Raw genomic sequence first — 23,364 nt, 5'->3', positions numbered from 1 at the left:
GTGTCTATTTCTCGGTTAGAGTTTTTTCATCCGTTACGTTAACTAGCTAGATTGCTCTTCCATCGCTCTAATAGATTCATCAACCTTTACCATCATGGAACATTCGACTCTTTTGCGGAAGACGTCACAGCTGAAATCATAGGTTCCGACCAGGGAACCCGTCGCGTGCAGTGCATTGGCTGGACAACCACCGCTGCAGTAGAGTTTAGCCCAGCAGTCCTTGCATTCCGGCTTCGAGTAGCAGTTGCTCTCTTGGAATTGACATTGCAGCTCAGGTTTTGTGATGCCATCCCAGAGGTTCCCCATGCTATACTCTTCATCCCCTACGAACTGGTGGCAAGGAAAAAGCTCTCCCCAAGGGGTGACGGCAAGATATTCGGTTCCTGACCCACAGCCAGTGATTCTCTTCTGGATGCAAGGTCCTTCCGAGAGGTCTAGCATGTAGTGATAAAAGGTAAAACCCTTGCCTTGTTCACCGCGACCGATCATTTCCTTCGCGAGAATTTCGTACTGGTTGTATATCTCCGGCAGGTCCTCCTCGGTAAGTGCATAGGGCTCCTTTGGATCACAGATGACCGGTTCCATCGAAATTTTGTCAAAACCAAGGTCTGCGATATGAAATATATCGTTGGTGAAATCGACATTGTTACGAGTGTAAGTTCCTCGTACATAGTACTCTTGGTCTCCGCGCTTACGAACGAATTCCTGGAACTTCGGAAGAATATGATCATAGCTGCCTTTTCCGTTAACCGTTTGGCGAAGTCGGTCATGAACCTCTTTTCTTCCATCCAGGCTTAATACGACATTGTACATTTCCTGATTTAAAAACTCAGTGACCTCATCGTTCAGCAGCATCCCGTTTGTCGTGAAGGTGAAGCGGAACTTCTTTTTGTATTCTTGTTCTTTGCTTCTTGCATAAGCTACGATCTGTTTAACCACTTTCCAAGCCAAGAGCGGTTCCCCGCCGAAAAAGTCGATGTCAAGATTACGATGATGACCCGAATTTTCAAGCAGGTAATCGATAGCTTTTTGTCCAACCTCATAGCTCATGATTGCTCGATCTCCGTTGTATTTCCCCTGACTAGCGAAGCAATAGTCACATGACAAATTACAGGTATGCGCAACATTGAGGCAGAGTGCCTTGACATAAGTTTTGCGTTTTTTTAAATCGAGCGAGAGGTTCTCATACTCATCTTTTGTAAAAAGCTGTCCATCATTTATAAGCTCCTCGATATCCACGATGGTTTCTCGAATGTCGCTCTCGGAAATGCTGGAATCATCTTTATATTTATCCAACATTGTTGTCACGATTTGATCGACAGAAGTTTTCTCATAATCCGCTATAATTTCATATGCTAGGTCATCAACAACATGCACCGAGCCACTATAGGTATCGAGCACGATATTGTATCCGTTTAGTTTATATTGATGAATCATACTTACTAATCAAGCTCCTTTTGCACACAAGTAGAAACGGCTTCGCCATCCTTTAGGGATAGTATCCATTTCTTAAAAATAGCCGCCCATCAGCAGAGCAATGGGCGGTAAAATTCCAGATCCTATCTGTTCATTGCATTTTCACACTTCTGGTTTGCAACGCCGCAGGAAGTTTTACAAGCGGACTGGCAAGAGGTCTGGCATGCGCCGCATCCGCCGTGTTTTGCGGTATCCATCAGTTTGCGGGTGCTTAGGGTTACGATTCTTTTCACGATAAATGACTCCTTCTGTAATTTCTTGTGATCACTTTCACTTAATTTCCATGGAACATCGTAGCAACCTCACGTAAGTACGTCTATGATTCCCGTCACCCAGCAGAGTAGAGAGGACTTAAACATAAGCATCAACACTAATTTTCGTGCAGTCGTTCATGCTTTTGATCGTAGGATGCGGTAGCGGGAACCAGAGTCAGTGCAATACTAAAAAAGTGAAACAAAAAAGAGACGGCAATGATGCCATCTCTTTAACAACATTTTTTCTCATACTTGTCCGTAAAGTCCAATAAATATAAGGATCTCATAGCACTGTATCCTTCCTTACCAGTAGAGCGACACTCTATACATGCGTGGGTGGACAATGTGAACAAACTTATATGAGGAGTCCTAAGACACTTCCGGACAGTTTATCTGCTCTTACGGCTTAGTTCATAAAAATATTGCACAATTGGATGCTTTAACTTCATCTTCTCGCTCATGTTTAAAATCCGCTTTTTCCCAACTCGTCTGTCCACTAAGGCTAGAATATTCTATAAGATATCGTCGCTTTCTAAGCTCTCCTCTATGGAAATAGATAAATACTTAGTAGCTATAACAATAAAGTTCGATTTACTTAATGATGTCTGAGCTGACAAAAGCTCCTTTGCAAGTTCTGATATTTTTCTGCTTCTTGCAATAACTATTAGCCGATCCTCCGGGATGATCCCCTTACTATCTTTTCTAACCGCTTCAATTTCTTCATGGTTGATAGGAATTTGAAGATCTGAACCGAGCATAACATCTATGGCGTGCTGCAGAGGGACGAGAATGGCCCTCCTATCCATAACCGAACGGATGCTTTTTGTACTCTAAGGGGCTTGAGCCGACTCTATTTTTGAACACACGACTAAAATAGTACTGGCTCTTATACCCTACCTTCACGGCCAGATCCCCGATTTTGATATTCGGCATTACGTCATCCAGAATCTCCTTCGCCTTCGATATCCGAAGCTCGGTGACATAGTCAAGGAATGAAGCACCGATTTCTTGCTTCATACGCTTACTAAGATAGGTTTGGTTGATATGAAATAGTGCTGCTACTCGAGTAATAGACAGCTCCGGATCCTGATAATGACTGTCAATATACTCGGTCACTTTTTGAATAAGCACTGTCCCATCCCCTGTATACCCGGGAAGCTCCGGCTCCTTATCCACCCTGCCTTCATGTGAATGCAAAGGATATTTTACCTGAAGATGCTCATCGATCCGATGAAGCAGCTTGTTCAGATCACTCTTCGGCACAGGTTTCAATACATAATCGAATGCTTGCAGTTGCACGGCTTGACGCGCATATTCAAAGTTATCGTACCCGCTGATGATGACAACCAGAACCGACGGGCAGCGTTCGCGCAATATGTTCATCAGATCGAGCCCATTCATATTCGGCATGTTGATGTCCACAAGACATACATGTGGTGGGGCTTCCTCCACCATATTCAATGCTTCGTTTGCACTTTTCGCTTCTCCTGCAACCTCAAAAAGATACGGACTCTCCTCAATGTATTGTCGCAAGCCTTTGCGAATGATCGTTTCATCATCGACGATGACAATCTTCCACATCTTCATTCCACTCCCCGTCCAAAGGTATTCGAATGACCATAACGGTAATGCCATCTTCGCTCTTCACTGCAAGGCCATATGGCACTCCGTAAGCTAGTCGAATGCGATGGTTTACACTGTATAGCCCAAAGCCTGTGGCAGAACGATCATATGTATCATCAAGAAGGGCTTGATTTATCTGCTCAAGCTTCTCTTCCGGAATCATAACCCCATTATTTTCAACCTTAATGACCAAATAATCGGCCTGTTTATATGCTGTAATCGAAATTTTGCACTTTTGATCCCCAAGTGGCTTAATCCCGTGATAAATCGCATTTTCCACCAAAGGCTGCAGTATGAAGCGAACGACTTGGCACTGAGCAAGCTTTTCATCATATCGAAGCTCGTAGTCCAGAATCTCCTCATATCGCACACCTTGAATATGAAGATAACTCTCGACATGGTACAACTCCTGATCAAGCAGAATGTAGGGACTGCCTGTGCCAAGCCCTAATCGGAAATACGCGCTAAGCGCTTCCACCATCTCCACCACATTGTCTGCTCCATGTTCCGTTGCCATCCACTGGATCGTATCCAATGTGTTGTATAAAAAGTGCGGCTTGATCTGCTCATGAATCAGTCTGAGTTCCATCTCCTTTCGGTCCTGCTCCACAGCGTATAATTGAACAAGCATGTCATTGAAGCTTCGTCCAAGATCGCCGATCTCATCCGAGCGCGTAACATCTGCTCGTATGGTTTGGTTGCCGTTCTGCACATTTTCCATTACCTGGCGAAGCGACTGAATTGGACGAATAATGGAAGAAGCAAGCAGCACCAGAAAGACGATAAACGCACTACCGATAAGAACGCCTACCAGCAATGCAGTCCGCTGGGTTTTGATCACCGCTAACGATAGACTTGAATTCGGTACTTTGAGTACTAACTTCCAGCCTTCCACATTTTGAATTGGAGCCTCAAATACACTCATGTTCTTCTTATCTGCTGTATCCTCCGCTCCATCTTCTTCACCCAGCTCTCTGCAATCGACGATAAGCTGGCCTGACTGGTCATATAGCATTACATCTTGAGCAATCTCCCTCATCTTCTTGACGGAGACGGCTGCGGCAATATAAGCTACCTCATCATTCACCGATGGATTCACGCGATAAAGAATGACGACGATTTCGGCTGCATTCGCTTTGGATACGATCGGATTGCTTACCACATAATTGGAATCTGAATTCAGCAGTTTTCGATAGTAGGGTCGGTTTAGTATCGAAAAAGGCTTGTCCCTTGCTGACCAGGAATTTCCGTGAATATCCACCACGCGTATGGATTCGTACTCTACTTTCTTCTTCGCCTCGAACTTATCGAACTCTTGCAGCAATTCATCTCGTGTCCACTGATGGTCCGAAGCTAGAGAAGCAAGCATGTCTATCTCTCCAATGCGCTGATTAAACCAATAATCAATCTGGTCGCTGCGTGCAGTAACCACTTGCTGCGTTAAGTTCTTATTCAAAGGGACAACCGTATGGTTCATCTCCAAATATATTGTTACAAGCAATGCAACGAACAGCAGCAAGAAGCAGCCTCCTGCGATTAACGTAATCTTTAAGTGAATTGATTTCATTGTAATCATAGCCCTTCACAATATCCGTTTCTTACATGCCCGAAAAAGACAAAAAAACACTAATCTGTGCAAATACATAATGCTGTACTAAATCTATAATAGGTCTTGTGCATATTTTCACATGAAATAACATTCATGTCTAGGCTAGAGATAAAGGATTTGCCTAGCAAATCTTCCTCTCCCTAGTGTATGTAACCAATCCACAACAGAATGAAGGAGATATTATGCGAACTCACACGAAAAAGCTGTTATCTATTCTACTAGTCCTCAGTCTTATGTTCACGCTTGCTGCTTGCGGCAGTGAAGATGCAGAGCCCGCTGCAGATGCAAACGGAGTTCAAGTCTTTGAAGGAGTTGGGCAAGGTAAACATGGCGATATTAAAGTACAAGTCTCCTTATTAGATAACAAGATCACTGACATTAAAGTGACAGAGCATAAGGAAAATGAAGTACTTGCAGAACCTGTTTATACGCAGCTCAAGCAAGAGGTCATGGCAACTAACAGCGCAAAAGTTGATGCCATTAGCGGATCTACAGTTACAAGCAAAGGATATCTCGAAGCCATTCAAGATGCAATTACGAAGTCTGGACTTACCCTTGTCGCTGGCGCTGCAGTCAGTGGAAGCAAAGACAAAGAAGAAGTCGAGCAAACCTATGATGTTGTCGTCATCGGTGCCGGGGGTGCTGGCTTTAGTGCGGCTATCGAAGCGAAGAGCGCTGGAGCTAATGTAGTTCTGCTCGAGAAAATGCCAGCTGTTGGCGGCAACACATTGATCTCCGGTGGTGAGATGAATGCGCCGGACAACTGGATTGAACGTGCTCTTGGCATCACAGATGACACGGCTGACTTGTTCTATAATGATACGATGAAAGGCGGAGACAACCTCGGGGATCCAAAGATGGTTCGTATTCTTGCCGACAATGCTCTAGCATCTGCCGAATGGCTGCGCGATGATATCAAGGTAGAGTTCTTACCTGATCATCTGTTCCAATTTGGTGGCCATTCCAGAAAACGTGCGTTGATTCCTGTAGGTCATACAGGTGTTGAATTGATTACTAAGTTAAAAGCCAAAACAGACGCTGATCAAATCACGATCAAAACGAATATGAAAGCCGAAACCTTGCTGAAGGACGAAAGCGGCAAAGTAACAGGTGTAACTGCGACTTCGGGTACTGGCGACAAGATCACATTCCATGCGAACAAAGGCGTCATCATCGCTACCGGTGGTTTTGGATCCAATGTAGAGATGCGTAAGAAGTATAACCCTACAATGGATGAAAAATATATGACTACCGATACACCAGGATCTACAGGTGACGGTATCATTATGGCAGAAACGATTGGCGCCAAACTGACAAACATGGAGAGTATTCAAACGTATCCAATCTGTAATCCTGAGACAGGTGTTATTTCCCTGGTTGCAGACTCCCGCTTCGATGGTGCAATCCTGATTAACCAAGAAGGCAAGCGCTTCGTTGAGGAATTAGAACGTCGTGACGTTATTTCTAAAGCAATTCTTGCCCAAACGGGTGGATATACGTATCAATTATGGAATCAAGGCATTGAGGATATCGGTAAAACGATAGAAGTTCATCAAGACGAATACGATCAACTCGTTAAACAAGGCTTGCTCTTTAAAGCCGATACGATTGAAGAGGCCGCTGATTTCTTTAAAATTGACGTGAACACTTTGAAAGAAACGATTAATAAAGTAAATGATTATGCGAAAACAGGTAAAGACCTTGATTTCAAACATCGCGGTGGATTGAAATCTCTTGAAAAAGGCCCTTACTACATCGAAAAAGCTGTACCCTCCGTTCACCATACAATGGGCGGCTTGGTGATCGACGAGAAGACTCGCGTTTTGAATGAAAAAGGCGAAGTCATCCCTGGGTTGTTCGCTGCAGGTGAAGTAACAGGGGTCATTCATGGTACAAACCGTCTTGGCGGTAATGCCATCGCTGATATCTTCACATTCGGCCGGATTGCAGGCAAACAAGTTGTAGCAGAGTAATCTTATTTTTTGTGTAACTGCTCTATTAATAAGTTAGCCTTAAAAACGTGCAAGATAGTTTGTAAAGTGCAGGTTGACTCTAACTTTCAAGCTGCCCTCTATGACTTAGCAAACCGCCCTGTTCGCAACATTGCGAACAGGGCGGTTTATTTATGTATTCGTGTCATCGGCATGAAAAAAATAAGCACTGTGACCAAAAGTGTGACCACGATGATCTTCACGATTTTTTTATGGTGGAGCCTAGGGGCTACGCTCGTCAATTGCTACAGTATATTCTATTATTAACGAAATAAAGTAACTTTCCAAAAAACATATTCCTCAAATGATAATATCTTGACTTGCATTATAAGTAACAATTGGATAGTATTTAATAGGTAGCTTGCAATACAAGCTACCTATTTATTTACTCAGTACCTTGTTGAACAATATAGCTAGGGGCTACAATTGGAGGAATGCACGTGTTCACTCAAATGGTTAGAGGGGTGCTTGAGGGATGTCTTCTTGCAATCATTGATGAAGAGGAAACATACGGATATGAAATTATGGAAAAGCTTGCTCTTAGTGGCTTCGTGTTCGCAAAGGAAGGGAGCATCTATCCCCTCTTACTTCGTCTGGAGAAAGAAAATATTGTAGCAAGTACACTACGTCCCTCTGCTTCGGGGCCAAACCGCAAATACTATCGCCTAACCCTAAAAGGAGAACAGCAGCTTCAATTATTCCGTGGAAATTGGAACGAACTAAGTAATGCGGTAAACAGTATTATAAAAAAAGAGGATGGTGCTAAATGCTGAACGAAAAAAATAAATCCCTCTTAAACGAAATGAGATTCTACATTCAGAGCAACTCTTCCGTATCGGATACCAGCGCTAGTGAGATCCTCACGGAACTCGAAGATCATTTATTAACGGCTCAGCGGGAGGGGAAATCATTCGAACAAGTATTTGGCCAAGATCCCAAGTCCTTTTGTAATGAGATCATTCAAGAGCTTCCCAAATCATCGAAATGGGAACAAATAAAAACAATTGCACCTATGGTCCCTTTGCTTCTTATTTGGCGTTTTCTAAACGGTTTCAGCGGAGACCTAACGATTCCGCTATATGAGAATATCGTATATCTAGCACTCTCACTAGCCCTATCCTATGTTTTATTTACCATTCTTCGTGCTGGCTCTTTCTCCTCAAAGCACAAATCCTTCTGGATGATTTACGGACTAGGAATGGTCATTATACTCGTATATGTTGGATTCTTTCTTGTGTCCGATCGTATTCTGCCTGCTAGACCACATCTCGTTCTTCATGATGGCGCTGCTTATATTACCGCTACGGTCAGCCTTGTTATCATTCTCTATTCGTTATTTGGTACATTTGTGAAAAAGAAACGTTGACCGACACAATAAAGCAAAGAGTGCTACTTCGCTAGTTAGAACGAGAACACACTCATCTGTTAACCATTAAGATCAATGAGAAAAATAATTAGAATTGTAGGTAATTATATGTTCCCAAGTATCTTTGAAACTATCTTATATCTATTACTAGGTTGTATTATTTATCTGGTTGGCGTCTTAACTGGAAGATGGAGTAGTAAATTGGGTTATGCAAGTGAAATTACCGGAGCTATTATAGCAATTGGATTTATCTTCTACCAACAGGGCTTTCCAGAAGGTTTCATTTATTTTGCGTTTGTTTCGGCTGGGTACTTATCGATGTCTCTTTTAATGACGGGTCAGGGGAAGTTTGGAGAGCTAAAGGAAGAAGTCATCCAACTAGAAGTCGAGGAAATAGGAATTATTCGAAATAATCAACGGATACTTGGGGAATTGGGAATTTCAATTCTTGTATTTACTGGTGCCTTCTTATATTTGATATATGGACCCGAAAATAGCCCATTAAAATACTTAATTGTATACGGGCTGCTCATTGCTATTACCGAAATGATCAAACGTCTTGTGATCTATTTTACAACTAGCCTGTATTTTTCTAAACAACAAGGCAACTTATATATCATTTCCCGCTTGGACTCAAGAAAATTTTCAATCAAAGATATACAGGAGATAACTATCGAATCAACAGTAGACCTGTTAAAACTTCATCCATATCTTACCCTGTTCACATCAAATACCGACTTTACAACTAGCTTTAACAAAGTATTACGACTTCAATTACCAGGAGAAACAATATACCTGACAATTAAAGAAACAGAAAAGTGGAAAACTGAATTGGGAACGGGAACCAAATTTGAAAATACTATTGAAAATGAGCTTTACATTCTGCCATTTTATCATAAACGGAATATCAAACGGCTTCTTGGCAAGTTCTATTTTGCTATAACAGTAAAGGGGGTATCCGCTTATACTGGGATGATATTGCTCCTAAATTACTTTAGAACTCCTGCGTGGTTGATGGTTAGTATAGCGATTGTTTATTGGTTATTTAATATATATATATCTGATCGTGTACTACAGGTTGCCATGGATGCTAAACTTGCAACCGATCCTGAAGTGATATCAGTAGCTGAAAAGGTATTTGCTAAAGCTAATATTCCAAACGTGAAAGTTTATGAGACTGATTCCGCACAATACAATGGACTAGCAACAGGTATGAATATTGGACGGTCAATGGTAACTTTAACAACCGCTACATTAAAATTGCCCATAGATGCTATTGAAGGGATATTAGCCCACGAAGCAGTTCATGTAAAGAAGAGAGATATCCTGTTTGGGCAACTGTATAGAGTTCTATTAATGTTAATTGTGGTTGTTTCACTTTTATTTATCTTCAAACAAATTTCTGATGTTGAAGCTTTTGCTATTCCTTTATTTTTTTTAGTTTGGTTACTTGTAATTCTATTTCCAGTATTTCAATCATTCTGTTCTCAATTGATGGAAGTAAGGGCAGATCATCTAGGCGCTTCATTTCTTGATGGAGGAACGCTGCAAATGGCTAATAGCTTAGCGACTCTTGCTACATCCCAAGATGAAGCGAACAAGAAAACAGCAGAGTATAGTATGAAGAAAAATGATCTGAAAGAAATAAAGTCATCTCTTGCAAGGTCGCCTAGGTTCTTAAGGTTCTTGGAATTTCAAATGATGGATCATCCACCTATGTACTGGCGAGTATATACGTTAAGAGTTTACGGTCATAAATGGGGAAAAGAAATTCGTAGACGTTGGTGGATCGACCGATTTAAGGAATCATTTACAAAGTGATCAATGTTCTACACAATGGACTATGCCTCGAATGACCCATATCGAAATTCAAGGCGGAGTTAACGAAATTCGCCTTGCTAGAAGTAAGCAACGAGGAAATCCTGAGAGATATGATTCACAAGATGATTAACCGTGTATTCCTTCACGAAGAAGGTTCAATCGAGATAAGTTACAACTTCCAAAACCCACTAAAGCAGGCGGCGTAACCTATATAGACTCGCCCCTCAATACTACACTCTCCACATGGGATGAGTACTGACGGTAGATAGGTATATTTTACATTAAGATGTGGCTGTTACTCACCTAAAATAAAAGCTATGTTAAACTATAATATCCTAGTAATACCATTCATTTTTATAGGGAATACACTTCTTGAAATATTCTTCTCGTCTCATTCCGATTTTCTCCATAACCCGATAAGATGGAACATTTTCTGGCTGACAAGTTGCAATTATTCGGTGCAAATTCATTTGTTCGAAACCATATTTCAAAATTGCTAATGCCGCTTCTGAAGCGTATCCTTGACTGTGAAAGCTTGGATTAAATACCCATCCAATTTCATATGTATGCTCACCAAAATGTTCATGAAAAACAATATCACCCATAAGCCTTCCATTATTCTTTAATACGACAGGTAAATTTCTGGCTTCTTTATAAATTCTTTGACTGTCTCTTCGCCAAAAACCCCTTCAGATGCTTGTTTTTTAATATGGCGGTTTGAGTTAAGCAAACGGATCGATGCCCCCCTGCCACATTTTCATATATAAATAAAAAAGAGTAGGGACTTCTCCCCACCCTTTGCTGTATCCACCAATACACCTCAACTATTAGTCTTTCCTGACCAACACCGCCACCGACTCCACATGCACCGTATGCGGGAACATGTCCACCGGAGTTACCTCCACTGTCTTGTACCCTCCATCTTCGAGCACCCGCAAGTCTCTTGCCAGTGTCGATGGATTACAAGACACATACACCACGCGTTCCGGCTTCATCGCCAGAATCGTCTCTAACAACCGCGGATCGCAACCCTTACGCGGTGGATCGACCACGATAACATCTGCCGTTATCCCCTGCTCTTTCCAGTTAGGGATTACATCCTCAGAGGCACCAACCTCGAACACTACATTCTTCATCTCATTTAACTTTGCATTCGCCCGGGCATCCTCAATAGCTTCCGGTACAATCTCGACACCGTATACCTTAGCCGCATGCTGCGCCAAAAAGAGGGAGATCGTACCGATGCCGCAATAGGCATCGATAACCGTTTCGTTGCCAGTTAGTCCGGCATATTCAACGGTTTTACCGTACAGCACTTCGGTCTGTGCCGGGTTCACTTGATAGAACGAACGTGCTGAGATAGCGAACTGTACATCGCCGATGTAGTCATAGATGACATCTCTGCCCCACAGGACGCGGGTTTCGCCACCGAAGATGACATTCGTGCGCTGAGTGTTGACGTTCTGGCATATGCTGACTACATCCCGCAGCTGTTCGCGGATGCTGCCAAGCCAGGCGTCCAGGTGTGGGATGTCGCGGCCGTTGGTTACAAGAACGACCATCATTTCACCGGTGCGGAAAGCTTTCTTCACGACGACATGACGCAGCAGGCCACGGCCGGTTTCTTCACTATAAGCAGAGATGCCAAGTTCTCTGCCAATGTCTTTCACCTTGCGCACAACGTCATCATTATCTTCGTGCTGGATTAAGCACGTCTCCATATCGATGATACGGTGACTTCCCCGTGCGTAAAAACCGCCTACAAGGCCACCTTCGGTTACGCCAATTGGCACCTGTGCCTTATTGCGGTAACGCCAAGGTTCGTCCATGCCGAGTGTAGGGCGAACAAGAATGCCATCTGTCTGAGCTACTCCAGCGCCATCAGTCGCACCATCCACGATGCCACCATCGTTGGCACTGTCCGTCTGACTTCCACCAGCATTACTCTCTTTGCTCTTTCCGCTGTTCCCGCCACCATCCACCCGGAGCTTCCCAATCCGCTCCAGGTTGTCCACCACCAGCTGCCGTTTCCACGCCAGTTGTGCGGTGTAGTCCATATGCTGCAGTTGGCAGCCGCCGCATTGGTCATAGATCTCGCAAGGCGCTGCGATGCGTGCGCTGCTCGCTTCTACTATATTAAGCAGCTTGGCGTAGCCATACTGCTTTTTGGTCTTAAGCACCTTTGCCCGGACTTTCTCTCCGGGAAGGGCTCCCTGCACAAAAAGGGTAAAGCCTTCTACGCGGCCTACCCCTTCACCTTCATGGGTCATGCCGATAATATCGAGCATAACCTCATCATTTTTATTCACAGGCAGTCCGGCGACAGGCGCCTTGCCGGCTGGGCGGCTGGTGCTGCGTCCACTGCGGTGTTTACTCATTATTTATTGTTCACTTCTTTCATTATCATCGCTGTATAATCCCACACTCTTACTTTCAATCAACCCTAATTATTCTGAGCAAAAATCCGCAGATGCTGCGGTAAAATCCGAAAACGACCCGGCAGCTCTCCGCCAAGTTCTCCATCCAAGTTCAATTGGACATGCCCTGGAGAGATTACATCCATTGCATCCGTACGGAAATACACAACCTTTTTATCCTGCAAATGCTCGCCACGAAGGGCCAATCTAACCAAACGGACAAACTCTGCCAGGTTGCATTTTTTAACCGCAATAACATCTAACAGACCGTCATCGATTCGAGCGCCGGGGGCAAGTTTTTCAAAGCCGCCGACAGAATTCGTATTTGCAATCAGGAACAGCATGAACTCATCATGAATAACCTCCTGCCCATTGGCACGAATGATTAGTTCCTGAGGAGATAGGCTGACCATTTTTTCAATACCTTTTAAATAGTACGCAAGCTGCCCTATCATGGTCTTCAGCTTACTTGGAACTTCATAGGTCAGTTCGGTTAGACTGCCACCGCCTGCTATATTAATGAAATAACGATCATTGGCTTTACCGATATCAATCGGACGCGACTCTTGACGAAGGATTAAATCAACGGAATCTTCCCAATTCTTCGGGATCCCCATCGCACGTGCAAAATCATTGGTAGTCCCAAGTGGCAATACGCCAAGCGGGGGGAGATTAGGTTTCTCCGCCATACCATTGATAACCTCATTTAAAGTGCCATCCCCACCGGCTGCTATGATTAGATCATAACCGCGCTCTACTGCATCCGCAGCAGCTAACATAGCATCGCCTTCTCCGGTCGTTGCATGGCAGGAGGCTTCAATGCCACCCGTATCCAGCCGGTCCAAAATGTCGGCGAGCCGCTTCTTCATTTCTTCCCGTCCAGAAGTGGGATTATAAATCAATCTCGCAGTTTTCATTACCGGAACGCCACCTGTTTTTTATAATAGAATAACCTAATTGATTATACCTAATTCGGACCACTACAATCAATGTCAGAGGACATTTATCGTAAATATTCCATTATACAACAATTCACGACACCTTATTAGGCAAAAACAACTATATATATGTCTATGCAGCAAATCCCGTATTATCCACGGAAATGGGCACTATTTTTCATGATTAAGTGGGCTAAAAAGGAAGCTTTTTAACTCTTTTTTCGAATCTGTTCGAGGAGTGTCTCTACCTGTCTCTCAATCCAATGCGGAAGAAGCGGGTGCGGCAAAAGCGTCTGGCCAGAATACTTATAGGTTAACCCTTTAAGTCTGTTCGGAACCACATGTTTAGTGAAATAACCTTCACTCAAAAAAAGCGGCGCCACCAAAACCTCGTGACCCTGCTCCTGCCAATACTCCACTTTGCTTCTTACACTGTCCGGATTCAGCAGACCGTAATCGGCAGCTGCTACGCCGCTCACCTCACGTACACGTCCTGCTAGTGAAGAGATGCCCTGCTGCCAACGCTGGCGGAAGCCATCATAAATGCTGCCGTGACCTACCAACAGAATCGTCTCACGTTCAGGTTCCGTAGACAGCTTACGGAGCTTGTCCCAGATCATCACAGCGATGTCCGGGTCATCGTCGACAGGATAACCATAGTGAACCTTAGCCTTCACGTGGAACGGCTCTAAATCGGTCTCACGTTCAGGTGCAGGTTTAGCCCCTAGTGCATATTCTATTTCATCGACATGTGTGCTTCCCGAGGAAACGAACAATGGGATCACAATTATATCTGTGACCCCTGCATGTTCCAGTTCATTTATTCCATCTTGAATCAGACGGCCCTCTACCAGCTCTAAAAAAGAGACCACCACTGGCATCTCTTCATCTAGCGATAATTCGCTTACGGCCTCTTCCACGATCGACACCCAAACCTCGTCGCGGGAGCCGTGACTGATAATAAGTACGCCCGGTACCATAAATTAGCGTCCCAAACGTTCCAGCGTTAATTTATAACCATCATTTCCGTAGTTCAGGCAACGTTTTACACGGGAAATAGTAGCTGTACTTGCTCCTGTCTCTGCTTCGATCTGATTGTAGGTCGAACCTTTGCCAAGCATACGCGCTACTTCCAGTCGTTGCGACAGCGATTGAATCTCGTTCACGGTGCACAAATCATCAAAGAAAACATAACATTCTTCCATATTCTTTAATGTTAAAATGGCTTCAAATAATTGGTCTATACTTTTATCATTTAACTTCTTAAGTTGCATCAATTTTTCATCCCCTAAAAGTTCTATCAGCATTAGTTTCTCTGATTAAGCTCCGTACAAAACTAGCTCCGGAAACATCAACCTAATGTCACTATCCTGCCTTTACTATATTGCACTGGAGCGCATTTTTCAAGCATTAACGATTTCACGCTGTAAAGAACGAAAATGATGGACAAACGTCCACCCCACGCGCACACCATTTATGTACCCCAATACAAGTATTTTTCTCTACATAAGAATTATCGCCTACACTATAGTACTACAAAAGCGCCGAAAATCAAGCTCGTACACGGTTTCTTCACTACTTTAACCTGTTTATAGGCATACGCCCTTTTCCGCTCCTATCCCTATTACCCGGGCATTCGTCTATACCGTATGTTCGCCCATGACATACAGTATAGCAGACCACTAACAAAGGAATGTGATATTATGCCTGATCATTACTATAATCATTCCCGCCGGAATCAGCGTTCACTGAGCGATTCGTATAATGCCTCTGCCTACCCCGGCCTCAGTTCATATGCGCCCTCAGCTCTCCCAGGTGAGACCGGAATCCTTCCTGCTTTAGGAGCAGAAGCTGCCACCGAAACTGCGCTAGCGCTCCCTGCAGCTGAAGCTGCAACAAAGGCAAGCGGCGGGCTTGCCGGACTGCTCAGCGGCTTAGGCGGCGGTGGCGGAATTGGTGGGAATATGGAGCAAATCAAAGGTATCATCGATCGTATGGGCGGCATTGACGGGATCGTAAACTCTATGGGTAAAGTACAAAAGGTGATGTCCGGCTTCCAGCAGATGGCTCCAATGGTTAAGCTGTTCATGGGTAGCTTCGGTAAAAACAAAGGCGCAGCAGGCGCACTAGCCGCCGAAGAGGATGCCGCCCTGTACAGTCCTAATCGCCGCAAAAAAAAGCGCTCCACCTCACCCCGTCGCAAATCTACTACAACTACTCGCCGGCGCTCTACTTCTTCCACCGGAAAACGTCGCCGCAAATAGCGGTGACGTTTTCTAGCTATGTATCAGAAAAACAGCAATTCTCGCGGGAAAGAGATTTGCTGTTGGCGCTTCTGCTCTATTTTCACTTAAACCAGCCACTCCGTCGGAACCATCGGAACATCCCAAAACCAACCACCAGCATAAACAGCAGCACACCAAAATAACCATACTTCCACTCTAGTTCAGGCATCTTCACAAAGTTCATCCCGTAGATCCCGGCGATAAGCGTCAGCGGCATGAATACGGTGGTGATTACCGTTAGTGTTTTCATAATCGAATTCATCCGGTTGGAATTGAGTGAAATGTAGCTGTCACGCAAATCCGCTGTCATTTCCCGATCAGCCTCAATCATATCGGAGAGTTTTAGCAGATGGTCATAAATATCGCCAAAATAAATCCGTTCCTCGCCATTGCTCTGGACATGCTGTGAATTCACGATCCGGTACATCAAGTCGCGCATCGGCACAATCGTTCGCCGCATTTTGAGGAGTCTTCCGCGCACGCCAAACACCTGGCTCATCAATTCCTCCACCGACTCACTGCTGCCGCTGCTTTCCAGATCCGCAAGCTCGTCCTCTAAACTGTAGAGACATGGAAAATATTTATCCACCAGCTTGTCCATCACCGTATATGCAGCTGCCATCGGCCCACCCGACCAACCTTTTCGACTATGTATTTCGCTCTTCACCTGTTCCCACGCTTCATTCATCTCTGCTTTTTCCTGATGGTGATAGGAGACAAGAAAGTTCGCGCTTAAAAATAGGTCAACCTCCTCAGCATCCAACGTCCGCTCATTCAGCGCATGCAGCACAAAAAACTGCACATTCTCGTAATGATCCAGCTTCGGCCGCTGCAATACATGCATACAGTCCTCTATCGCCAAGGGGTGAAAATGAAAATATTGATCCAGCAAAAGCGTTTCTTCTGGCGTAGGCGTAGCAAAATCTGCCCATATCCAAGCATAATCCTCCAGCCGGATATTTTGCAGAGGGATCTCTGTCAGCACCTCACCTTTATGTGTGACAACAAGTGTACGTATCATAAATGTTCCTCCGCTTCATCTTCTTCCACGCCTCTATTGTACAGCAAGAAGACAAGTCTTCCAAAAAGCAAAAAACATAGCCAGCAGCACCGCTCAAGCTAGACTAAGAAACATTTGGTGCTTCGTCGTTCGTTAATGCTCGATTCATTTGTGTAAGGTTGGTTGCGCTGGGGGCGAGCTGTCCTTATTCTCTGCTGTCGGTATCGGGTTTATGAGTGAGATGAATTCATAGCTGTGAATTACTATCGCTATTTTTACTAATTAGTTGGTGAAAAGGTGCTCATAAGGGATAGTAAACAACCCTTCGATCGTAAGCAGACTGACCTTGATTTCGCAAAAGGTTGAGTCCCTCGCCTCGCGTTCATTTAACGTAAGTAACATATGGTTTACTTTGGGGCTGATAGTGTTTTGTGGGATTGGGATGCAATCCTTGCCTGTAAAGTTGAGTGCAAGTGGGAATTGTGAATATAGTGATGCTCATGGACGGCAGAAAAGCAGGGAGAAAGAGAATAGGGTTGGGTTGGGTTGGGTTGGGTTGGGTTGGGTTGGGTTGGGTTGGGTTGGGTTGGGTTGGGTTGGGTTGGGTTGGGTTGGGTTGGGTTGGGTTGGGTTGGGTTGGACTAGTTACTTTGCGCAAGATTGGACTGTGGTGCGGTGGATTCCGTTGGAATGTGTTACGTCGGACTGGGCTGAGTTAATTTGGGCTAGGTTACTTTATGCAGGGCTGGACTTCGGTGCGCTGGATTCTGCTGAAATGAGGTAAATTGGGCTGAGTTGAGTTAGTTGGATCTAGGTTACTTTACGATGGACTGGATTAGGGTCGCTGGGTTCCCTTGAAATGTGTTACACGGGGCTGGTCCAACCTCATACAAGTCAGGTTCCGTCATTCTAAGGCATTTATGCCCTTATTTCTGCTTCTTCGACGAAGTGTCTCCAATTCTAGGGCAATTATGCTCTTCTTTTTGTCACCATCCTCGAATTTCGTAAATTCAGCGGGATTTGTACCGTACATTCCCCCTCCAGCGCCAAACTTCGTCATTTCTACGGGATTTATACCGTACATTCCCCCTCCAGCGCTAAACTCCGTCATTTCTACGGGATTTATACCGTACATTCCTCATCCATCGCCAAACTTCGTCACTTCTACGGGATTTATACCGTACATTCCCCCTCCAACGCCAAACTTCGTCATTTCTACGGGATTTATACCGTACATTCCCCCTCCATCGCCAAACTTCGTCATTTCTACGGGATTTATACCGTACATTCCCCATCCATCGCCAAACTCCGTCATTTCAACGGGATTTATACCGTACATTTTCCCTCCATCACCAAACTCCGCCATTTCTACGGGATTTATACCGTACATTCCCCATCCATCGCCAAACTCCGTCATTTCTGCGGGATTTATACCGTACATTCTCCCTCCATCGCCAAACTCCGCCACTTCTGCGGGATTTATACCGTACGTTCTCCCTGCAACGCTAAACTCCGTCATTTCTACGGGATTTATACCGTACATTCTTCACCCATCCTCATGTCCAAACAACAAAAAAAGATGTCCGCAGCCCAATGGCTAACTGACATCTTTATTAAAGGGTGTTTAAAAAATGATTTTGAAAATCAGACCTGCTAATACCGCACTGATTGGAATCGTGATGAACCAAGTGACCACAATACGTCCGGCTACTCCCCATTTCACTGCAGAGAAACGTTTGGCAGAGCCTACCCCAAGGATCGCTGATGTGATCGCATGCGTTGAGCTTACTGGCAAATGCAGCAGCGTTGCTGAGAAAATAACAGATGCCGCGGAAATATCAGCCGCGAAACCGTTAATAGGTTCGATTTTGAAAATCTTCGTACCCATAGTCTTAATAATCTTCCAACCACCGATGGAGGTACCGAGCGCCATAGCCGTAGCTGCAGCTATCTTAACCCACAAAGGGATAACATCCATAGTTTCTTGACGTCCTGAGGTAACGAGTGCAAAAGTAATGATCCCCATCGCTTTTTGCGCATCATTCGTACCATGTGTGAACGACTGTAACGCTGCCGTAAGGACCTGCATAGAGCGGAAGCCCTTGTTGACCGTATGTGGACTACGCTTAGCAAAGATCCATTTCAGGATGGTCATGATAATATAACCAATAACAAACGCAATGATTGGGGAGAAAATCAGTCCTTCGACAATTTCCACAAACCCGCCCCAATTGATGTGTGCTGAGCCTGCCCCCACGTATACTGCACCCGCTAAAGCGCCGATCAGTGCATGAGACGATGAGGATGGAATTCCGAGCCACCAAGTAATCAAATTCCAAATAATCGAAGCAATCAGCGTGGCTATTATGATATCCAACCCATTTTCAAGCAAGGTCGGGTCGGTGATACTTCCGCCGATTTTTTTGGCCACACCTGTAAACATCAAGGCCCCAACAAAGTTCATCAGTGCTGCCATAATAATTGCTGTTCGCGGTTTTAAGGCACGTGTTGAGACAGAGGTAGCAATTGCGTTGGCCGTATCATGGAATCCATTGATAAAGTCAAACGCAAGCGCGAGAAATATAACAATTCCAAGAATCCATATAGATGTTTCCATATTCTAGTACCCCTTATGAGTTGCGCATGATGATCGATTCCAACATGTTGGCTACATCTTCACATTTGTCTGTAGTGGTCTCGAGCCGCTCATACAGTTCCTTGCGTTTAATCAGCTCAATCGGGTCTTTTACAGTTTCGAACAGGACCTTAGTACAAATACGAAGCACTTCGTCCCCTTGATTCTCAAGGTCATTCAGACGGATTGTATATTCACGAATCGCAAGCAGCTTCTTCTGGGAGAGCAAATGAACCGCTTTTTGGATTTCATAAGCACACTGACGAAGGATTTCGGCGAATTGTACAATGTATTCATCCGGGTCAAGAAGGTTGTACATATAGAAACGTGAGGCGGATGCCTCCAGACCATCGATGACATCATCCATGCTTGTGATCAAGTCCATAATGTCGTCACGTTCAAGCGGCGTAATAAACGTCTTGTTCAATTCTTTGATGACGGTGTGCGTGTAAGTATCACATTGGGATTCGTACTTTTTCATCTCTGCAGCGAAATTATCGACATTATTCCGGAGATCAGTGATATTCTGAGCAAAATAATCTGCAGCTTGGACAATAGTATCGGCCATATTTTCCAGCGTCTCAAAGAATATGTCCTTTTTTCTCAACTTCATTGTTTTAAACCCCTTTACATAAAATTACCGTGAATACAGAGCCATTCATATGTAAAAAGCATGAAAATGAATGACAACCCTTGTTATCTTATCATATCCGTACAAGGTATAGAAGCTATAGAAATGAACTTTTTTACACTCTATTAACACATACCCATTATTCCGAACACAAATCTGTATAACACTGGATATTCCGACTTTCTTATGTTGTACCATCCGCCCCGCCATATACCACATGACTGCTAAATGAAGGTGCATTAGGGACCACCAAAATATGGGTAATTCCTGGATACATCAGCTCTTCTTTTCCATCCCTCACAAAGCGGATCACATCCCCTGGTTCACGCGACCATCTGCCTTTGGTGACCTGTCCCCGCTGAAAAAGCAACGCTTCCCCGCCAAGCTCCACATCAATCTGAAGTCTTCCGACATCATCAAGCACTTTATGATCGGCTCCAATAACCATCACATTGGCCGCTTCCACCGGATTATCGTTATTTAGATCCAAATGAGGTTTGTCATTCACATAACGCTGATAGGTCTGACGTTTAGGATCATATTTATAGTCAACTTTATAACTTTTGAGCAGATAGTTTATGCTAAATTCAGCGGCTTTCTCTCCGTCCGCCGGTATGTAATCTGGATTGTTAAAAAGATACCCGGGTACCTTCACACTTTGCGCAAACCCAAGCTTCTCGGCACCTTCCCGCAGTTTGGCTGCGTTGCTGTACAGGTTATGAGGTGCTTTTCGCGCTTTATCCCGCCAAAAATAAGCTCCGGCACGGCCGATCTCGTCCATATCTTCTTTTTTCTCTTTTTGCAAAATGGCGTAAGCTGCCGGACTTCCTCCTGCATGCACCGTCACACCACCGTAGCTCTCGCCAATATCCAGCAGATAGGGGCGGATGCTGCGAATCGGTCCGATTTTCACCACACCTGTATGGCTCTGAAAAATACCAATCAAACGCGTAATACCACCTTCGGCAAGAATCTCATACAAAATATCTGCTTCACTAACCCCCGATTGCGGCCGGGCGGCAGGAGCATTATTTATCATTACGGCCAAGGGACGTGGAAGACTGTCTTCAGAAACTGGAAGACCTGTTAATCCGGATACGAGCTCAGCAGCGGGATCAATGGTAGGTGAGGGTTGAATCGTTTCGATAGGCGTGGGCTCTGCGGTAGGCTGCTGTGTCGGGGTGATCTCATTATTTGCACTCTGTGTTCCGCAAGCGGAGAGCAATAGGGTGGTCAATACAATGGCAGATAACAGACGGGAAGAAGAGCAATTTACTTTCATAAGCTTGTAGTTCCTCCTAAACGTTTTATGAAACTCACTGATTCCTTCCATTTAATCACAGTCAGTCCCATTTGTCTTGATCACCTTCTCCCTTTTTTCATAGCAAGCATAAGGAAATTTTATAGCATGGAATAGATAAATTCTTATATTAAAAAAAGGGTACAGCCATTGCGGCTGCACCCTGCGGGTCTCTTATTCATTCAGTTAGTCTAGCTTCCAGCAATTCAGACTTAATGTCCCATACTGATAAGCCTGAAAAATCCGCTCTGCCTTCCTGCTGCCATCCGCTGTTCCCATCGCGTAAAAGAGAGGTGCAAAATGCTCTCTTCCATAAGAAGGAACCGCATCGCGTACATGTGGAGCTTTTTTCTCATACGCAAAAAGTGAAGGCAAATCCCAGGCTTCTAGTCCCTTGGCAATCCAGGCATCGAATTCAAGTGCCCAATCCTCAGGCTGCTCACTTTCACTTAGCATCCGCAAATTGTGAACAAGTCCACCGCTTCCAATCAGCAGTATGCCTTCGTCACGAAGCGGTGCTAACATCCGCCCGATATTGTACTGCTCCTTGGGAGAGCGCAGGGAATCGACGGATAAAGCAACTACCGGAATGTCGGCGTTCGGGAACATTTTTTTCAGTATCACCCAGACTCCATGATCGAGTCCTCGCCCCAGAACGGGCTGATGTGATAGATTGTTATCCTTGAAGAGCTCAGAAATCCGTCTTGTTAGGGCCGGATCGCCCGGGGCCGGATAGGTCAGCGTGTAAACTTCTTCAGGGAATCCGTAGAAGTCATGCTGTGTCTCGTGCAGTTCATCAACGGTAAGTAGCTGTTCAGGGCTATCCCAATGCGCTGAGAAAACTACTATACCGCGTGGCGCTTCAAGTTCTTGACCAAGCCGCTCCAGAAAACGGGTATACTCGTTATCCTCCAGTGCGAGGAGCGGAGAACCGTGCGCAATAAAAAATGACGGTAATTTCATAGGATGCCAACCTCCATAACCCAGTATATGGTGTGCATCTTTATTTTACCGCTTATTGCAAGTTAATGCGAATAAAAACCTTCTCCTAAATCATCCAATTCTGCCACTCTGTCTGCAGATGCTCTTGTTCGTTCATCCATTCTATAGTCCGCTTAAGCAGCTGCTGCTGCGCCGGTCCAGAAGAAAAGGTGTGATCCCCTTGAAAAATGATCTCTTTATCGCAACGTCCTTCGGGACGTGTCCAGAACAGCTTCTGGTAAAGAAAAGCGTAATCCACCGGAATGACATCATCAGAGGTGCCATGAATGACGAGTACATCGCCGCTAAATTTGCTCGCTTCTTGGAAGGGCTGAAAAGCCGCCAAAGAATTAAAATATACCGGTGTAAACGAATAGCCCACATAATCCGCTGACCCATTCTTCACAGCACGATCATACGCCTCCCGCCCTACAATTTTCACAATATCATTGAAAGGATAACCAACAGAGGCCCATAACACGAGATTCTTCACGCGGCGATCGCGAATACTTGTCAGCAACGCCACCGCGCCACCCAGGCTATGGCCAATCAGCGTCACGCGCTGTGGGTCCACATCAGCAGAGCTAATTCCGTAATCAAGCACCGCTCTAGTCTGAGCGATCATCGATTCCATGTCTTCGCCGCCATAATTCCCGCTGCTCTCGCCGCAGCCCACATAATCAAAACGAATAACCATATATCCCTCTTGTGCCAGCTCACGAGCAGCCTTCACAAAAATCCGGTCTACGCCAATCCGATTCCCCACAAATCCGTGGCAGATCACGGCTAATGGCAGTCTATCCTTGCAACGCGAAGAGGTTCCCTTCTCTTTGTTCGGGTAATGTATGCTCGCCGTCAATTCTTCTCCGTTATGCCGGATTACAATATTCCGTTCCATTGCCGCATCCTCCTATAATTATATTTATATTTATAATTTAATTTATTTTAATTTATTAGAATTCCGATTAACTTAGTATGAATTATAATCTAATTATAAAGATTTCGTTCATATTGTCAACAGCAAGGGGACAATTCTT

22 protein-coding genes and 2 pseudogenes are annotated in these 23,364 nt (G+C 44.6%); 6 read left to right on the top strand and 18 right to left on the bottom strand.

The features are described from left to right. Positions 1-42: 42 nt before the first annotated feature. The 5 genes and pseudogenes from scfB to NST94_RS03465 all read right to left on the bottom strand — a co-directional run bounded on the left by scfB (position 43) and on the right by NST94_RS03465 (position 4,920). Positions 43-1,437: a thioether cross-link-forming SCIFF peptide maturase gene (gene scfB / locus NST94_RS03485; protein ID WP_339281661.1), complete on the bottom strand. Its 1,395-nt coding sequence runs from the start codon at positions 1,435-1,437 to the stop codon at positions 43-45. A gap of 122 nt (positions 1,438-1,559) precedes the next feature. Continuing rightward, positions 1,560-1,709, bottom strand: a complete 150-nt coding sequence (scfA, locus tag NST94_RS03480; protein ID WP_076098734.1) for a six-cysteine ranthipeptide SCIFF — start codon at positions 1,707-1,709, stop codon at positions 1,560-1,562. Positions 1,710-2,119: 410 nt separating this feature from the next. Beyond that, positions 2,120-2,476: pseudogene (locus NST94_RS03475) on the bottom strand (hypothetical protein); the annotation flags it as partial. A 52-nt stretch (positions 2,477-2,528) separates the two neighbouring features. Beyond that, complete coding sequence (locus tag NST94_RS03470; protein ID WP_339281660.1) at positions 2,529-3,311, bottom strand: response regulator; 783 nt, start codon at positions 3,309-3,311, stop codon at positions 2,529-2,531. After that, entirely contained in the window at positions 3,286-4,920 is a 1,635-nt protein-coding gene (locus NST94_RS03465) for a histidine kinase (protein WP_339281659.1), read from the bottom strand. The genes NST94_RS03470 and NST94_RS03465 overlap by 26 nt, the downstream gene beginning before the upstream one ends. 224 nt (positions 4,921-5,144) lie before the next feature. Between NST94_RS03465 and NST94_RS03460 the strand changes: the two genes are divergently transcribed. The 4 genes from NST94_RS03460 to NST94_RS03445 all read left to right on the top strand — a co-directional run bounded on the left by NST94_RS03460 (position 5,145) and on the right by NST94_RS03445 (position 10,140). After that, positions 5,145-6,935: a flavocytochrome c gene (locus NST94_RS03460; RefSeq protein ID WP_339281658.1), complete on the top strand. Its 1,791-nt coding sequence runs from the start codon at positions 5,145-5,147 to the stop codon at positions 6,933-6,935. 452 nt (positions 6,936-7,387) lie between these two features. Then, positions 7,388-7,726, top strand: coding sequence for a PadR family transcriptional regulator (locus NST94_RS03455; protein WP_076308436.1), 339 nt, complete (start codon positions 7,388-7,390; stop codon positions 7,724-7,726). After that, the gene (locus NST94_RS03450) at positions 7,720-8,319 is read left to right on the top strand and encodes a DUF1129 family protein (RefSeq protein WP_339281657.1); all 600 of its coding nucleotides are present in this window, start codon (positions 7,720-7,722) and stop codon (positions 8,317-8,319) included. The genes NST94_RS03455 and NST94_RS03450 overlap by 7 nt, the downstream gene beginning before the upstream one ends. A 75-nt stretch (positions 8,320-8,394) precedes the next feature. Continuing rightward, the gene (locus tag NST94_RS03445) at positions 8,395-10,140 is read left to right on the top strand and encodes a M56 family metallopeptidase (RefSeq protein WP_339281656.1); all 1,746 of its coding nucleotides are present in this window, start codon (positions 8,395-8,397) and stop codon (positions 10,138-10,140) included. Positions 10,141-10,475: 335 nt separating this feature from the next. On the opposite strand, the pseudogene NST94_RS03440 reads toward NST94_RS03445, so the two are convergent. From NST94_RS03440 to NST94_RS03420, 5 genes and pseudogenes are all read right to left on the bottom strand, one after another. Then, positions 10,476-10,861: pseudogene (locus NST94_RS03440) on the bottom strand (GNAT family protein); the annotation flags it as partial. Between the two features lie 106 nt (positions 10,862-10,967). Further along, a complete protein-coding gene (gene rlmD, locus NST94_RS03435; RefSeq protein WP_339281655.1) occupies positions 10,968-12,518 on the bottom strand; it encodes a 23S rRNA (uracil(1939)-C(5))-methyltransferase RlmD in 1,551 nt (516 codons plus the stop codon). Positions 12,519-12,583: 65 nt separating this feature from the next. Beyond that, a complete protein-coding gene (locus tag NST94_RS03430; protein WP_036680719.1) occupies positions 12,584-13,474 on the bottom strand; it encodes a diacylglycerol kinase in 891 nt (296 codons plus the stop codon). Between the two features lie 230 nt (positions 13,475-13,704). After that, positions 13,705-14,475: a CbiX/SirB N-terminal domain-containing protein gene (locus NST94_RS03425; protein WP_036680721.1), complete on the bottom strand. Its 771-nt coding sequence runs from the start codon at positions 14,473-14,475 to the stop codon at positions 13,705-13,707. A gap of 3 nt (positions 14,476-14,478) precedes the next feature. Next, the gene (locus NST94_RS03420; protein WP_019913624.1) at positions 14,479-14,769 is read right to left on the bottom strand and encodes a YerC/YecD family TrpR-related protein; all 291 of its coding nucleotides are present in this window, start codon (positions 14,767-14,769) and stop codon (positions 14,479-14,481) included. A 429-nt stretch (positions 14,770-15,198) separates the two neighbouring features. Between NST94_RS03420 and NST94_RS03415 the strand changes: the two genes are divergently transcribed. Next, a complete protein-coding gene (locus NST94_RS03415) occupies positions 15,199-15,759 on the top strand; it encodes a hypothetical protein (RefSeq protein ID WP_038568686.1) in 561 nt (186 codons plus the stop codon). A gap of 82 nt (positions 15,760-15,841) precedes the next feature. On the opposite strand, the gene corA is transcribed toward NST94_RS03415, so the two are convergent. Further along, positions 15,842-16,801, bottom strand: a complete 960-nt coding sequence (gene corA / locus NST94_RS03410) for a magnesium/cobalt transporter CorA (protein ID WP_076136897.1) — start codon at positions 16,799-16,801, stop codon at positions 15,842-15,844. Between the two features lie 430 nt (positions 16,802-17,231). Here corA and NST94_RS03405 point away from each other — a divergent pair, with 430 nt between their 5' ends. Next, positions 17,232-17,564 (top strand): hypothetical protein, encoded by a 333-nt coding sequence (locus NST94_RS03405; RefSeq protein ID WP_339281654.1) that lies wholly within the window; start codon positions 17,232-17,234, stop codon positions 17,562-17,564. 120 nt (positions 17,565-17,684) lie between these two features. Here NST94_RS03405 and NST94_RS03400 read toward each other — a convergent pair whose 3' ends face one another. The 7 genes from NST94_RS03400 to NST94_RS03370 form a co-directional block, all read right to left on the bottom strand. Further along, a complete protein-coding gene (locus tag NST94_RS03400) occupies positions 17,685-17,915 on the bottom strand; it encodes a hypothetical protein (RefSeq protein WP_339281653.1) in 231 nt (76 codons plus the stop codon). A 3-nt stretch (positions 17,916-17,918) separates the two neighbouring features. Continuing rightward, on the bottom strand, positions 17,919-18,323 hold the full coding sequence (locus NST94_RS03395; protein WP_339281652.1) for a hypothetical protein: 405 nt from the start codon (positions 18,321-18,323) through the stop codon (positions 17,919-17,921). An 81-nt stretch (positions 18,324-18,404) separates the two neighbouring features. After that, positions 18,405-19,397: an inorganic phosphate transporter gene (locus NST94_RS03390; RefSeq protein ID WP_036686873.1), complete on the bottom strand. Its 993-nt coding sequence runs from the start codon at positions 19,395-19,397 to the stop codon at positions 18,405-18,407. A 13-nt stretch (positions 19,398-19,410) separates the two neighbouring features. Beyond that, positions 19,411-20,028, bottom strand: a complete 618-nt coding sequence (locus tag NST94_RS03385; protein ID WP_036686871.1) for a DUF47 family protein — start codon at positions 20,026-20,028, stop codon at positions 19,411-19,413. A gap of 202 nt (positions 20,029-20,230) precedes the next feature. Beyond that, on the bottom strand, positions 20,231-21,328 hold the full coding sequence (locus tag NST94_RS03380; protein WP_076104156.1) for a DUF3048 domain-containing protein: 1,098 nt from the start codon (positions 21,326-21,328) through the stop codon (positions 20,231-20,233). Between the two features lie 204 nt (positions 21,329-21,532). Beyond that, complete coding sequence (locus tag NST94_RS03375) at positions 21,533-22,309, bottom strand: class III extradiol ring-cleavage dioxygenase (protein ID WP_038568677.1); 777 nt, start codon at positions 22,307-22,309, stop codon at positions 21,533-21,535. An 85-nt stretch (positions 22,310-22,394) separates the two neighbouring features. Then, positions 22,395-23,225: an alpha/beta fold hydrolase gene (locus NST94_RS03370; RefSeq protein ID WP_076195105.1), complete on the bottom strand. Its 831-nt coding sequence runs from the start codon at positions 23,223-23,225 to the stop codon at positions 22,395-22,397. Between the last annotated feature and the right edge of the window lie 139 nt (positions 23,226-23,364).

The sequence above is a fragment of the Paenibacillus sp. FSL H8-0282 genome, assembly GCF_037963825.1.
Taxonomy (GTDB): domain Bacteria; phylum Bacillota; class Bacilli; order Paenibacillales; family Paenibacillaceae; genus Paenibacillus_AQ; species Paenibacillus_AQ odorifer.
This window is presented reverse-complemented; position numbering and strand designations above follow the sequence as displayed.